A 12,305-nucleotide genomic window follows, 5' to 3' on the forward strand; every position below is an offset into this window, starting at 1 on the left:
AAAAACAGCGGGCACCGATAAGCGCCCGAAGCAGGTTAGTTGCCAAGACCTTTGCCAGCGTCTTTCTCTTCAATCAGTTCGATTTTGTAGCCGTCCGGATCTTCAACGAAAGCGATAACCGTGGTACCGCCTTTCACCGGGCCCGCTTCGCGGGTGACGTTGCCGCCGTTCTGGCGAATACGTTCGCAGGCTTCGGCGGCGTTATCCACGCTCAGCGCGATATGACCGTAAGCGCTGCCGAGGTCGTATTGGTCAACGCCCCAGTTATAGGTCAGCTCGATAACCGCCGTCTCGCTTTCCTCGCCGTAGCCCACGAAGGCCAGCGAGTATTTGTACTCGGGGTTTTCGCTGGTACGCAGCAGCTTCATGCCCAGCACGTTGGTGTAAAACTCAATAGAACGTTGCAGGTCGCCAACGCGCAGCATGGTGTGAAGTAAGCGCATAGTTTTTATACTCCTTGTTTACAGCCCCTTAGCAGAGACCGTATGTGCAATTGTCAGAATAGCGTAACAAAACGGACAAGGCGTTTCATACCCCTGAGCACTATATCGTAAAAAGGCCGCCATTTCAGGCGGCCCTTACGCGGCTCTTTCTTATCCGGCGGGATTACAACGTCGGGTAATCGGTATAGCCTTCCGCACCGCCGCCGTAAAAACTTTCAGGGCGCTGCGGGTTCAGCGCGGCTTTATGCTGCAGACGTGCGACCAGATCGGGGTTGGCGATATAGTCACGACCAAAGGCCACCGCATCGATTAAGCCTTTGCCGATCAGCTCGTTGGCTTTTTCTACCGTGTAGGCGCCGGCGCCGATAATCGTGCCCGGGAAGCGATCTCGCACTTTCTGACGGAACGCGTCGCTGTACGGCTGGCCGCCGGCCCAGTCCGGCTCGGACATGTGCAGATAGGCAATGCCGCGTTTGGCGAGTTCTTCAATCAGATACAGCGCATCGGCTTCTTCGTTCGGGCCATTATCGACATTCTGGAAACTACCGATTGGCGAGACGCGAATCCCGATACGGTCAGCGCTCCACTCTTTGCTGACGGCATCCACCACTTCCAGTACCAGACGCGCGCGGTTTTCAACGCTGCCGCCGTAGCGATCGCTACGCTGGTTAGAAGAAGGGGACAGGAACTGATGCAGCAGGTAGCCGTGCGCAGAGTGCAGCTCCACAAGATCAAAGCCGGCATCGCGGGCATTGCCTACCGCCTGGCGGAAATCATCGACGATCCCCGGAATTTCATCGAGCTCCAGCGCGCGTGGCATCGAGGTGTCGGCGCGCATAGCGTGACCATGCTCATCGCGCAGGGAGGTGCGGGTGCCCGCACTGATAGCAGAAGGCGCGACCGGCGCTTCGCCGCCGGGCTGCAGAGAGTTGTGGGAAATACGACCGGTATGCCACAGCTGCACGGCGATACGGCCATGTTCAGCGTGAACGCCGGCGGTGATTTTCTGCCATGCCGCGATCTGTTCCGGGCTGTGCAGACCTGGGGCGCCGGCATAGCCTTTTGCCTGGGCTGAAATCTGCGTGGCTTCGGAGATGATCAGTCCGGAGCTGGCACGTTGACGATAGTACTCTGCCATTAACGGCGTCGGGATATCGCCGGGTTCAATACTGCGCAGGCGCGTCAGCGGAGCCATGAATACGCGGTTAGGTACGGTTATCGCACCGACTTTCAGTGGGGAAAACAGTTTTGATTCGGACATAATGACTCCTGAGTAGACCGGTCGTCTCGTAATTCGTTAAATAAAAACGCCTGTTAAACGCCAGGCGCTGCAATAATCTGTCTGACATGGGCAAGGGCGCTTTCCAGCGGCATTGCGCTGCGGGTAATCTTGGCCTGCAGATTGGCTCCCAGCCACAGGGAGTAAAGCACCTGGGAGAGGGTAAAGGCATCGCCATTAAATGTCAGGCAGCCTTCCCGGCGGCCCTTTTCCAGCGCTTCGCCCAGCAAAGTAATAATCTGGCTGGCGCCTTTGTTCATCTCTTCGCGCATGGATTCAGACAAATCGCACACTTCAGCGGAGAGCTTCACCGTCAGGCAACCGCTGATTACGCCCTGCTGGCAAAACTGCGTCAGGGTATGCTGGTAGTAAGCCAGCAGGCGGTCGCGATAATTCCCTTCGCCGTGAGCAAAATGGTCAACCAGACGGCGCATATAGCCAGCATAGTGATATTCAAGCAGCGCGACGCCGTAAGCTTCTTTAGAGCGAAAATAGTGGTAGAAAGAACCTTTCGGCACTTCCGCTATTTTCAGCAGCTCGCTCAGGCCCATTCCGGTAAAACCGCGGTGCATGCACAGCTGTTCACCGGTTGCCAGAATATGTTCGCGGGTATCGTATTCGCTATGTTTGTTCATGCGCTCACTGTAATAGACCGATTGGTCTAATGCAAGCACAAAAAATGTCGCCTGCGGCAGGGGACTGAATAACAAAAGTTGCCAGATGGCGTTGAAACGTCTTCAATAAAAGACACAGAGAAGTCGCGGAGGCGTGGAGTGGCAGAGCAGCTGGAGTTTTTCCCGGTACAGAGTCCGTGCCGGGGAATTTGTCAGTCAGATGAACGTGGGTTTTGTCGCGGTTGCTTTCGTAGCCGTGAAGAGCGTTTTCACTGGCAAACAATGAGCGATGCTCAGAAGCAGGATGTGCTGCGCCTGTGCCGTCAGCGTTTGTTGCGCAAATTACGCGCGAATAAGCCGCAGGCCGAGGAAGAACCACAGCAGCCTTCACTGTTTTAATGGCAAAATTGCGTATACTCAACACACTTTTTTGTTGAGGACGTTGTTATGGTTCAGCGTATTGCTATGGCTCCACAGGGGCCGGAATTTTCGCGTTTTGTAATGGGTTACTGGCGTTTGATGGACTGGAATATGTCCGTGAACGAGCGGGTCAGTTTTATTGAGCAGCACCTGGATCTGGGGGTGACTACCGTCGATCACGCGGATATTTACGGCAATTATCAGTGCGAAGCGGCCTTTGGCGAAGCGCTGAAGCAGGCCCCGCATCTGCGTAGCCGCATGGAAATCGTCAGCAAATGTGGCATTGCCACTAAAGCCCGCGCCGAAAACACCATCGGCCACTATATCACCGATCGCGATCATATCGTCTTAAGCGCCGAGCAGTCCTTGCGCAATCTGGCGACCGACCATCTGGATTTGCTGCTGATCCACCGCCCGGATCCGTTAATGGATGCGGATGAGGTGGCGGAAGCTTTCCTCGTCCTGCATCACAGCGGTAAAGTTCGCCACTTTGGCGTCTCCAACTTTACGCCGGCGCAGTTTACGCTGCTGCAATCGCGCCTGCCGTTTACGCTGGCCACCAACCAGGTTGAAATCTCTCCGGTACACCAGCCGCTGCTGCTGGATGGCACCCTGGATCAGCTCCAGCAGTTGCGTATCCGGCCGATGGCCTGGTCCTGCCTCGGCGGCGGGCGTTTGTTCAATGATGAAAGCTTCCAGCCGCTGCGCGATGAGCTGGCGCAGGTGGCTCAGGAGCTGAATGCCGAGAGCATTGAGCAGGTGGTTTATGCGTGGATCCTGCGTCTGCCGTCACAGCCGTTGCCAATCATCGGTTCCGGTAAAATCGAGCGCGTGCGTTCTGCCGTAGTAGCCGAAAAGCTGAATATGTCCCGTCAGCAGTGGTTCCGCATCCGCAAAGCCGCGCTGGGTTACGACGTACCATAATCCTCCCACCGCCTCCACAATGGTCGTCTCTGGTTTACCCTTATCAGGGACAGAGCCATTCTGGAGGTGTTATGCAACGATGTATCCTTGCAATACTGACTTTAGCGATCTCAGCGGGCGCGCAGGCGGCCAGCGAAAACGTGGATCTCAATCTGGTTACCAGCCAAAGCGTGGGCCAGACCATTGGCAGCGTTAAAATCAGCGAGACCGCAAAGGAGCTGGAATTTACCCCTGATTTCAAAGCGCTACCGCCGGGTCAACATGGTTTTCACATTCATGCTAACGGTAGCTGCCAACCGGCGATAAAAGACGGTAAGGCCGTCGCCGCCGGTGCCGCCGGCGGACATTACGACCCGCAGCAGACCGGGAAACATGAGGGGCCTGAGGGGCGCGGGCATCTGGGCGACCTGCCGGTACTGGTCGTCAACAGCGACGGGAAAGCCACCCAGCCGGTGGTGGCGCCGCGGCTTAAAACGCTGGCTGAGGTGCGGGGAAAAGCCCTGATGGTCCATGTCGGTGGAGACAATATGTCCGACAGTCCGCAGCCCCTCGGCGGAGGCGGCGAACGTTTTGCCTGCGGGGTGATTAAGTAGTTCTTTCGGTTATCGTCCCGATCGCAGGTGCCTGCTCAAGCTGGGACAAGGCGCAATACAGCCGCCAGATCACGGCAGCCAGCTCTTTTGCCGCCGGCTGGTGGTGATGGTTCAGGGTGTCGCAAATTCGCTGTAGCTCCTGCAATGTTGCGGCCAGCGGACGTTGCTGGACGCCGCGTTCGCTCATGACATCCCGAAGCAGGCTGATGCATAAATCCCGGACCTGCGAGAGCGGGTCAGAACGGGCTTCCCACTCGCGAAGCTGCCAGACCACATGCGAACAGTTAAGCAGCACCACGCCCCAGCGCAGCAGCCAGCGGCGCGCCAGGGCATCCTGGCTGTTGCTTAACTGACTGATGTGATGGTAAACCAGCGATTCGAACTCGTGTTCGCTATGCTGCGGACGGCGGCTCAGCTGATCGACAAAGTGACGGCGTAACGATTTTATGTGGCGGCGGCTCTTGCGCGCATCGGAGCCGGGGCTGATCACCGCAAAAGCAAGCCAGGCAAAGCCGACGCCGATGATTTTTCCCAGATTATCGTTGAGAAAAGAGGCAAAGTCGTACACCGGCGGGTTGGTTACCGAAATAAACGACCCCATGAAGACAATCAATTGTCCCCACAGACCCGCCAGCTTTGGCATTTGCAGCTTGAGCAGTTGCATGGTGGTCAGTAGCGGGAAAAGGAACAGCAGGAACTGCCACAGGTCGGTTATCTGCACCATCAGGCCGAATTTCACCCCGAAGCTGAATATCGACAGCAATATCAGCGTCCGCATCAGCAGGCTCAGTGATTTGAACGGCGAGGGTGAGACCGAATAAAGTACGCAGCAAATTGCCGCCAGGGTGAGGGCGGCGGCGCAGGACTGCCATTGGGTGCTGATACCCCATGCCCCCACCGCCACCAGCGCGCAGAAGGTTCTGATACCGTTCCATAACGCTTCGGCCTGATCGGTATAACGAGCTAATGCCGGGGCGGAAGGAACATTAAATTCGGCGATTGCCGAGGCGTTCTCCACGCGGCGGAGCCAGCGACTGCTGTCCAGATACAGGCGGCAAAAGTAGCGCAGGCGCTTCCAGAAAGCGAGATGCCGATAGTCGGCATCGGCGGGAGGCGCCAGCGGGGCGATTATCCGGGCGACAGCGTAAAAATCGGCCCGGGGGTTGGCCAGCGCGATAAGCAGCGTTTCCAGGACTGCGCGGGTCTGTGCCGGCGCGGCTGGCCAGTTAAGCAACATCCGGCGCAGGCTGGAGATTACGCTGGTCAGCCGCAGCTGCCGGTGGAGTAAATAGTTCAGCAGCGGATTCTGACGACGAAAACGGTAATGACTCCAGAAGGCCTGAATACGCAGCAGGTTCATGGTCAGGATTTGCCCGATCACGCTTTCGTGGGCGGTGCGAATGGCATCGCTGGTTTCCGGTACCCACAGCAGACTGGCGTGCTCAAGCAGGCGAGCATGCATATTTTTCAATGCCGTCAGCAGCGTGGCGCCATCCGACGTACTGGGCATGATCATCATCATCAGCCCGCCGCACAGGATACCGACGATAACCTCGCAAACCCGCGATTGGGCGATAGTCCATAGCTCATTGGCGTCGGTAACGTTGATAACCGGAAAGGCGATAATGGCGCAGGTATAGCCGGCGAGCTGGAAGGCGTAGGCCACGTTGTTGGTATACATTGCGCAGGCCCAGGTGCAGAGCGCAATCCATGCCGAAATGCTGAATAAAAACAGCCAGGGATCGTTTAGCGTATGCCCGGCGAGCAGGAGCGCGGCGCAGGCGCCGAGCAGGCTTCCGGCGATGCGCCCGAAGCTCTTACTGATAACGCCGCCTACCGTCGGGAAACTGACGACGGCGGCAGAGGTCATCGCCCAGTAGGGCTCATCAAGATCCAGCCAGTAGGCAATACTCAGCGCGAGACACATCGCAATACCGTTACGCAGGGCATAGCGCCACTGCGCACGGCTGGCTTTAATCCAGGGAAGCGCCTGCCACGACGGGACCAGCCGTTTCATCAGGGGGCGCCAATCGAGACGGTGCAGGTGGTCCCGGAAACCAGGGTTATATCCGCAGGTAAGTCGTTTAACGCGATGCGCACCGGTACACGCTGGGCCAGACGCACCCACGGGATATTCGGCTTGATATTCGCGACCAGGCTGTTACCGCTTTCAATACTCTGGTCGACGATCGCGCGGCCGATACTGGATACGTGACCCTGTAACGTTTGTTTGCTGCTGTATAACACTATCTGCGCAGGATCGCCGGCGCGAATATGCCGCAGCTTAGTTTCTTCAAAATAACCAATGACATAAAATGAATTGCTATCGACAAGGGCGAAAACCGGATGGCCCGCGGAAGCGTAGTCGCCCACACGGGTCGTTAAGTTTGTCACCCAGCCGTCTACCGGCGATTTCACTGCCGTCTGGTCAAGCTGCCATTGCGCGTGTTCGAGACTGGCCTGCGCCACGCCGACCACCGCTTTGGCGGCCGCAAGAGTGGTGGTGGCGCTATTCAGTGCGGTATCCACGCTTTCCAGATCTTCGGCGGAGATGGCCTCTGGCGAAAGATGACGACGACGACGGGCGTCACTGGCCGCTTTTGTTTGCTCCGCTTGCGCTTTGGCCATTTCTGCTTTCGCTTTCGCCAGCTGCGCTTCGGCGTTGAGAGCGGCAATCCGATAGGGAGTGTCATCAATCCTGAACAGCACGTCGCCTGCTTTGACCAGCTGGTTATCGCGAACGTTTAGCTGGAGGATGCTGCCTGAGACCTGCGGCGTAATGCTGACTTGCTCGGCGCGTACTTTGCCATCCCGGGTCCAGGGGGATTGCGTGTAATAGTTCCAGACCAGCCAGGCGGCAATAATCGCAAGTGCGGCGACCAATAACGTCGAGAGATATTTAAGTTTTTTCATGTCGTGAACATTACCAGGCAGTCAGTAAAACCAGAGCCAGACACACGGAGAGTGCAAACAGGGACAGATCCATCAGCAAGGGATGCCAGATATCGCCGGCATACATCCAGTCGCGCAGCTGACGATGAATAACCAGCCAGATAAAAAATCCCAGCAGCACGGCTTTAAACAGGGGAGGAAAGTAAATTGATGCACCGAATACCAGATCCTGGAGCGCCAGTCCGGAAGTGTTAAGACTCAGTTTCACAAGCAAAAATCCTTTGCCATTGCAGGGAGAATGTTCATAGCATGCTACTATTACACATTGTAAATCATGGTGTTGAATTTGGTGTATCAGGTAATTCATTTGTTTTGATTATTCAAATGCTGCACACTATTGTAAAATCAGTATAATAACTTAGCAAGCTAATTATAAGGAGATGAAATTGGAATCGCCACTTGGTTCTGATCTGGCACGTTTAGTGCGCGTCTGGCGCGCGCTGATCGACCATCGCCTGAAACCTCTGGAGTTAACGCAGACGCATTGGGTCACGCTGCATAATATTCATCAGCTGCCTCCTGAGCAGTCGCAGATTCAACTGGCGAAAGCTATTGGTATCGAGCAACCCTCACTGGTGCGGACGCTGGATCAGCTGGAAGAGAAAGGCCTCATTTCTCGCCAGACTTGTGCAAACGACCGGCGCGCGAAACGAATCAGGTTAACGGAAAAAGCGGAGCCGCTGATCAACGAAATGGAAGAGGTGATCGGCAAGACGCGAGATGAAATTCTGTCTGGCGTATCGGCAGAAGAAGTCGCAACGCTGCTCAGTTTAGTGCGTAAACTGGAACAAAATATCCTCGATCTTCAGGAAAAAGATTAATTTATTCAGGGCCCTGAGTATTCAAGGCCCTTTTTTATTTACTCGTGCCAGATAACCACCCGATTACGCCCGCCTTTTTTGGCCTCATACATTGCCGCATCCGCTCGCCTTACGCACTCGACGATCGCCGACAGGGGCCGGGAAACCGAGGTTTTCTCGAGTTGGGCGGCGAGCGTGTCATAAAAGTAGCTGCGGTTGTATAGCCGGGTCAGCGGGTCACGGATCGAATTTTGGGAAGAGTTCAGGTATTTGTTTTTGGATTCCCGATACAGACTGAATACATCGCACAATAAAATGAAAAACATAAACAACGTGCTAATGACTTCAAAAAAACGTGCATGATACCAGGCGTACTCGGTGTCGTTTTCAGATAACAATAAAAAAGCCAGCGTAAAAATATACGTAGCACAAAAAAATCACCGTGCGGGTGAGTTTTGGACTATGGCGAAAGTAATATAAAATAATCGCCGCGTTAAACAGCATCATCATATTACGGAAGCTGTAAAAAATCAGCGCAGCGTTAGCGTTAGCAAACAGATTCGAATCACACAGGAACCACTCGGGATAGCAGCTCAACGTTCCGAACATCAGCTATGATGAACCGGCGAACGCACTGGCAATCGGAATCAGATACAGACGCTTTCTATTGCACCAGGACTTCATCATCATGAAACTGGAAACCGTAATGTGCAGAATTAATAAAAAATAGTCATCGCGGGTAAAAGAAAGGGATTAAGCGTAGGGATACGACTAATTAATGATGAGGAGGACATGTATATTACGCCAATAGCAATAATACAAATGACGGAGTACACAAAAACCCGCTTTGCTAAGCGGCTGCGGTTAACAGTCATCAGTTTCATCCTTGTAAAGACTTTATATAAAGCGGTTCTGTCCGACGTAAGGTCATTCATAAAATAACACAATAACGCGGATGCTAAATATTGCGCAAACGCAAGAGAGAACCAGAAGGGGGATGGATGCGACCGTGCGGTTTTTTAGCGAGTATCCGCCAACGTCTTCATATCAAGCCATTGGTAGAAGAGTACGGCCCGGGAAGGCCGTACTGATAAGAAAAAGCTTAACGCGGGGAGACGGTAACCTGACTGCCGCTGCCGGCAATCGCCACGCGCTGGCCGACAGAGAACGGGGTGTTACCCTGTTTCTGCACCACCATGATGGTATTGCCGTCGTCTTTACGGATTTCCAGCTCAACGCCCTGAGTTTTGTTCATCGCACCCTGTACGCCCTGGCCAGCGACGCCGCCGGCGACTGCGCCTGCTGCGGTTGCCAGAGAACGGCCAGTACCGCCGCCGATGGTGTTACCGAGGAAACCGCCGAGCACCGCACCACCGATAGCACCGATAGCATTGCTGTCATCACCGCTCTGGATCTGAACGGCACGGGTATGAACAATGGTCCCGTAGGTGACGCTTTGCACCTGTTTGGCTTCCGATGCGGAGTAAACGTCTCCGGAGAGGCCGCTGCTGCTCACGCAACCTGCAAGCGATAAACCAATCATCGAGACAGCCAAAACACGTAAAATCATTTATGAATCTCCTTCACCGAATAGTGTTCTGTTGAACGTCCATGCGTTCAATTATATGGCATTTCATCGTCGGCTGGCAGACCTCCGGCATGGACTATACAAAAAATAATAATCCGCACCTCTTCAACTTAACATAAACATACGTTCTTTGCGTCATGCGCAATCTTTCGCGCTTTAATGTTAATAAACGTTAGTGCAACGTAGCATTGCGCTCTTCTTTATGATGGAGTGTGAGGCATACGAAAGTCATGGAATGAAGGAAGGCGTATGAAATCAGGTCACTTTATCGGCGTAATGTCCGGAACCAGCCTTGATGGTATTGATGTGGTTCTGGCGGCAATCAACGAAAGCGTAGTGGCGCAGCAGGCCAGTCTGTCGTACCCCATTCCGGTGGCAATAAAAGAGGATATTCTGGCTATCTGCCAGGGACAAACGCTGACGTTATCCCGGCTCGGTCAACTGGATACGCGTCTCGGGCGCTTATTTGCCGATGCCGTACTGGCTCTTATGCGTCAGGAAAATGTGCAGCCGGCGGACATTGTCGCCATCGGTTGTCATGGACAAACGGTATGGCACGAACCGACTGGCGACGCGCCGAATACGCTGCAAATCGGTGATAACAACCAGATAGCCGCCCATACCGGCGTGACGGTGGTGGGCGATTTTCGGCGTCGTGATATGGCGCTTGGCGGTCAGGGAGCGCCGCTGGTGCCCGCTTTCCACCAGGCGCTGTTGGCACATCCCGTCGAACGGCGAATGGTGCTTAATATCGGTGGGATTGCCAACCTGTCGCTATTGGCGCCGGGCGTGCCGGTCCGCGGCTATGACACCGGACCTGGCAATATGCTGATGGATGCGTGGATCTGGCGCCAGTGTGGAAAACCCTACGATAAAGACGCGCAGTGGGCCAGCGAGGGCAAGGTGCTGCTGCCGTTGTTACAAAACATGCTCAGCGACCCGTGGTTTGCGCTACCGGCGCCGAAAAGTACCGGACGCGAATATTTCAACTACGGCTGGCTGGAGCGCCATCTGGCCCGCTTCCCTGGGCTGCGGGCGCAGGATGTGCAGGCGACTCTGGCTGAGCTGACGGCGGTGACCATCGCGGAGCAGGTGCTGCTGAGCGGCGGCTGCGAACGCCTGCTGGTGTGCGGCGGCGGGGCGCGTAATCCGCTGCTGATGGCGCGGCTGGCGGCGCTGTTGCCGGGAACGGAGGTTTCCACGACCGATGCGGCGGGAATCAGCGGCGATGATATGGAAGCGCTGGCGTTCGCCTGGCTGGCGTGGCGAACGATGTCCGGGCTTCCCGGCAATCTCCCCTCGGTCACCGGCGCGTCTGAGGCCACCGTGCTGGGGGCTATTTTCCCCGCAAACCGACCGCAGAATCAGAGTTAACTGAAACACCTGTTTTTTATTAGCCGGTAAACTGGATCAAGTAAACGGGGGGCAATTTGCCCTCCTGGACCGGGAAAGTCGAAGGCAAACGAATGAAAAAAATCCTTATCGCTGTAGTACCCTTTATGCTCGCAGGCTGTAGCTACTATAACCAGTTTGTGGAGCGGATGCAGACGGATACCCTGGAGTATCAGTGCGATCAGAAACCGCTGACCGTGCACATCAACAATAGCCGTCAGATGGCCAGTTTTATCTATGACAACCAGCAGCTGAATCTGGCGCAGGGGCTTTCGGCATCAGGTGCGCGCTATACCGACGGCGTCTATGTCTTCTGGTCGAAAGGCGACAGCGCCACCGTTTACAAGCGCGATCGCGTTGTGCTGGAAAACTGTCGGCTGCAGACGGCCAAACGTTGAGATTTCTGCCCCGGGGGCGCACAATGACGCCACCCGTTGACTATGTTCTCAATTGCCATGTCTGATAACGACGAATTGCAGCAAATCGCGCATCTGCGCCGAGAGTATACCCGTGGCGGCCTGCGCCGCCGCGACCTTCCCGCTGAACCGCTGACTTTGTTTGAGCGTTGGCTCAGACAAGCCTGCGACGCCCGGCTGGCTGACCCGACGGCAATGGTCGTCGCCACGGTTGATGAAAACGGTCAACCTTACCAGCGAATTGTCCTGCTCAAGCACTATGACCAAAAAGGGCTGGTGTTTTACACCAACCTCGGGAGTCGTAAAGCCCACCAGATCGAAAACAATCCTCGCGTGAGCCTGCTTTTCCCGTGGCACATGCTGGAGCGCCAGGTGATGGTCACTGGCAAGGCGGAGCGCCTGTCAACGCTGGAAGTGGTGAAGTATTTCCACAGTCGTCCGCGCGACAGCCAGATTGGCGCCTGGGTCTCGCAACAGTCAACCCGCATCTCAGCCCGCGGCATCCTGGAAAGTAAGTTCCTGGAGCTGAAACAGAAATTCCAGCAAGGCGAAGTGCCGCTGCCGAGCTTTTGGGGCGGATTCCGCGTCAGTATTGAGCAGATGGAATTCTGGCAGGGCGGTGAACACCGTCTGCACGATCGTTTTTTATACCAGCGCGACGATAGCGCGTGGAAAATCGATCGTCTGGCCCCGTAATCCCTGAAATTTGTTGTGTTAAGCGCTGGTACTGGATGGGCTGGCGCTTTATTCTATAGGCTTCATTTTTCAAGCTGCGTCTGTGTTGGCTGTGCTGGCTTATTCCGGTCGTTGACTGGTATGAGTCTCCGTACTGCCTGCCCTGAAGCAACTTAAATGATTTTGCATAGATGTTTTTTTTCGCGTCT

The 12,305-nt window shown here is 55.2% G+C and carries 15 protein-coding genes and 2 pseudogenes; 7 read left to right on the plus strand and 10 right to left on the minus strand.

The window, feature by feature from the left end; all coding sequences use genetic code 11:
• Window positions 1-35: 35 nt before the first annotated feature.
• The 3 genes from gloA to CWM52_RS08380 form a co-directional block, all read right to left on the minus strand.
• Complete coding sequence (gene gloA, locus CWM52_RS08370) at window positions 36-443, minus strand: lactoylglutathione lyase (RefSeq protein WP_100683663.1); 408 nt, start codon at window positions 441-443, stop codon at window positions 36-38.
• 163 nt (window positions 444-606) lie between these two features.
• Window positions 607-1,704, minus strand: coding sequence for an alkene reductase (locus tag CWM52_RS08375; RefSeq protein ID WP_100683664.1), 1,098 nt, complete (start codon window positions 1,702-1,704; stop codon window positions 607-609).
• Window positions 1,705-1,757: 53 nt separating this feature from the next.
• Window positions 1,758-2,357: a TetR/AcrR family transcriptional regulator gene (locus CWM52_RS08380; protein ID WP_100683698.1), complete on the minus strand. Its 600-nt coding sequence runs from the start codon at window positions 2,355-2,357 to the stop codon at window positions 1,758-1,760.
• Between the two features lie 138 nt (window positions 2,358-2,495).
• On the opposite strand from CWM52_RS08380, the gene CWM52_RS08385 reads away from it, so the two are divergent.
• From CWM52_RS08385 to sodC, 3 genes are all read left to right on the plus strand, one after another.
• A complete protein-coding gene (locus CWM52_RS08385) occupies window positions 2,496-2,735 on the plus strand; it encodes a DUF1289 domain-containing protein (RefSeq protein WP_032687394.1) in 240 nt (79 codons plus the stop codon).
• A gap of 48 nt (window positions 2,736-2,783) precedes the next feature.
• Window positions 2,784-3,680 (plus strand): aldo/keto reductase, encoded by an 897-nt coding sequence (locus tag CWM52_RS08390; RefSeq protein ID WP_100683665.1) that lies wholly within the window; start codon window positions 2,784-2,786, stop codon window positions 3,678-3,680.
• Window positions 3,681-3,751: 71 nt separating this feature from the next.
• Window positions 3,752-4,273: a superoxide dismutase [Cu-Zn] SodC gene (gene sodC, locus CWM52_RS08395; protein WP_100683666.1), complete on the plus strand. Its 522-nt coding sequence runs from the start codon at window positions 3,752-3,754 to the stop codon at window positions 4,271-4,273.
• Here sodC and CWM52_RS08400 read toward each other — a convergent pair.
• The 3 genes from CWM52_RS08400 to CWM52_RS08410 are packed head-to-tail and all read right to left on the minus strand — an operon-like array spanning window position 4,266 to window position 7,433.
• On the minus strand, window positions 4,266-6,290 hold the full coding sequence (locus tag CWM52_RS08400) for an FUSC family protein (RefSeq protein WP_100683667.1): 2,025 nt from the start codon (window positions 6,288-6,290) through the stop codon (window positions 4,266-4,268). The genes sodC and CWM52_RS08400 overlap by 8 nt on opposite strands.
• Window positions 6,290-7,186, minus strand: coding sequence for an HlyD family secretion protein (locus CWM52_RS08405; protein WP_100683668.1), 897 nt, complete (start codon window positions 7,184-7,186; stop codon window positions 6,290-6,292). The genes CWM52_RS08400 and CWM52_RS08405 overlap by 1 nt, the downstream gene beginning before the upstream one ends.
• Window positions 7,187-7,196: 10 nt before the next feature.
• A complete protein-coding gene (locus tag CWM52_RS08410) occupies window positions 7,197-7,433 on the minus strand; it encodes a DUF1656 domain-containing protein (protein ID WP_004862692.1) in 237 nt (78 codons plus the stop codon).
• Between the two features lie 172 nt (window positions 7,434-7,605).
• Between CWM52_RS08410 and slyA the strand changes: the two genes are divergently transcribed.
• Window positions 7,606-8,046, plus strand: a complete 441-nt coding sequence (gene slyA / locus CWM52_RS08415) for a transcriptional regulator SlyA (protein ID WP_100683669.1) — start codon at window positions 7,606-7,608, stop codon at window positions 8,044-8,046.
• Window positions 8,047-8,084: 38 nt separating this feature from the next.
• Here the strand turns inward: slyA and CWM52_RS27085 are convergent, their stop codons facing one another.
• From CWM52_RS27085 to slyB, 4 genes and pseudogenes are all read right to left on the minus strand, one after another.
• A complete protein-coding gene (locus CWM52_RS27085; protein ID WP_407081504.1) occupies window positions 8,085-8,351 on the minus strand; it encodes a hypothetical protein in 267 nt (88 codons plus the stop codon).
• A 12-nt stretch (window positions 8,352-8,363) separates the two neighbouring features.
• Window positions 8,364-8,423, minus strand: a pseudogene (locus tag CWM52_RS27090) (hypothetical protein); the annotation flags it as partial.
• Window positions 8,413-8,715, minus strand: a pseudogene (locus CWM52_RS27095) (MASE4 domain-containing protein). The pseudogenes CWM52_RS27095 and CWM52_RS27090, both read right to left, overlap by 11 nt.
• Window positions 8,716-9,127: 412 nt before the next feature.
• On the minus strand, window positions 9,128-9,595 hold the full coding sequence (slyB, locus tag CWM52_RS08425) for an outer membrane lipoprotein SlyB (RefSeq protein WP_100683670.1): 468 nt from the start codon (window positions 9,593-9,595) through the stop codon (window positions 9,128-9,130).
• A gap of 267 nt (window positions 9,596-9,862) precedes the next feature.
• Here slyB and anmK point away from each other — a divergent pair, with 267 nt between their 5' ends.
• The 3 genes from anmK (at window position 9,863) to pdxH (ending at window position 12,117) form a co-directional block, all read left to right on the plus strand.
• Complete coding sequence (anmK, locus tag CWM52_RS08430) at window positions 9,863-10,987, plus strand: anhydro-N-acetylmuramic acid kinase (protein ID WP_100683671.1); 1,125 nt, start codon at window positions 9,863-9,865, stop codon at window positions 10,985-10,987.
• A 92-nt stretch (window positions 10,988-11,079) separates the two neighbouring features.
• On the plus strand, window positions 11,080-11,403 hold the full coding sequence (gene mliC, locus CWM52_RS08435) for a C-type lysozyme inhibitor (RefSeq protein WP_100683672.1): 324 nt from the start codon (window positions 11,080-11,082) through the stop codon (window positions 11,401-11,403).
• 57 nt (window positions 11,404-11,460) lie between these two features.
• A complete protein-coding gene (gene pdxH / locus CWM52_RS08440) occupies window positions 11,461-12,117 on the plus strand; it encodes a pyridoxamine 5'-phosphate oxidase (protein ID WP_100683699.1) in 657 nt (218 codons plus the stop codon).
• Window positions 12,118-12,305 lie beyond the last annotated feature (188 nt).

The sequence above is a fragment of the Raoultella sp. T31 genome (assembly GCF_002806725.1).
GTDB lineage: Bacteria > Pseudomonadota > Gammaproteobacteria > Enterobacterales > Enterobacteriaceae > Klebsiella > Klebsiella electrica.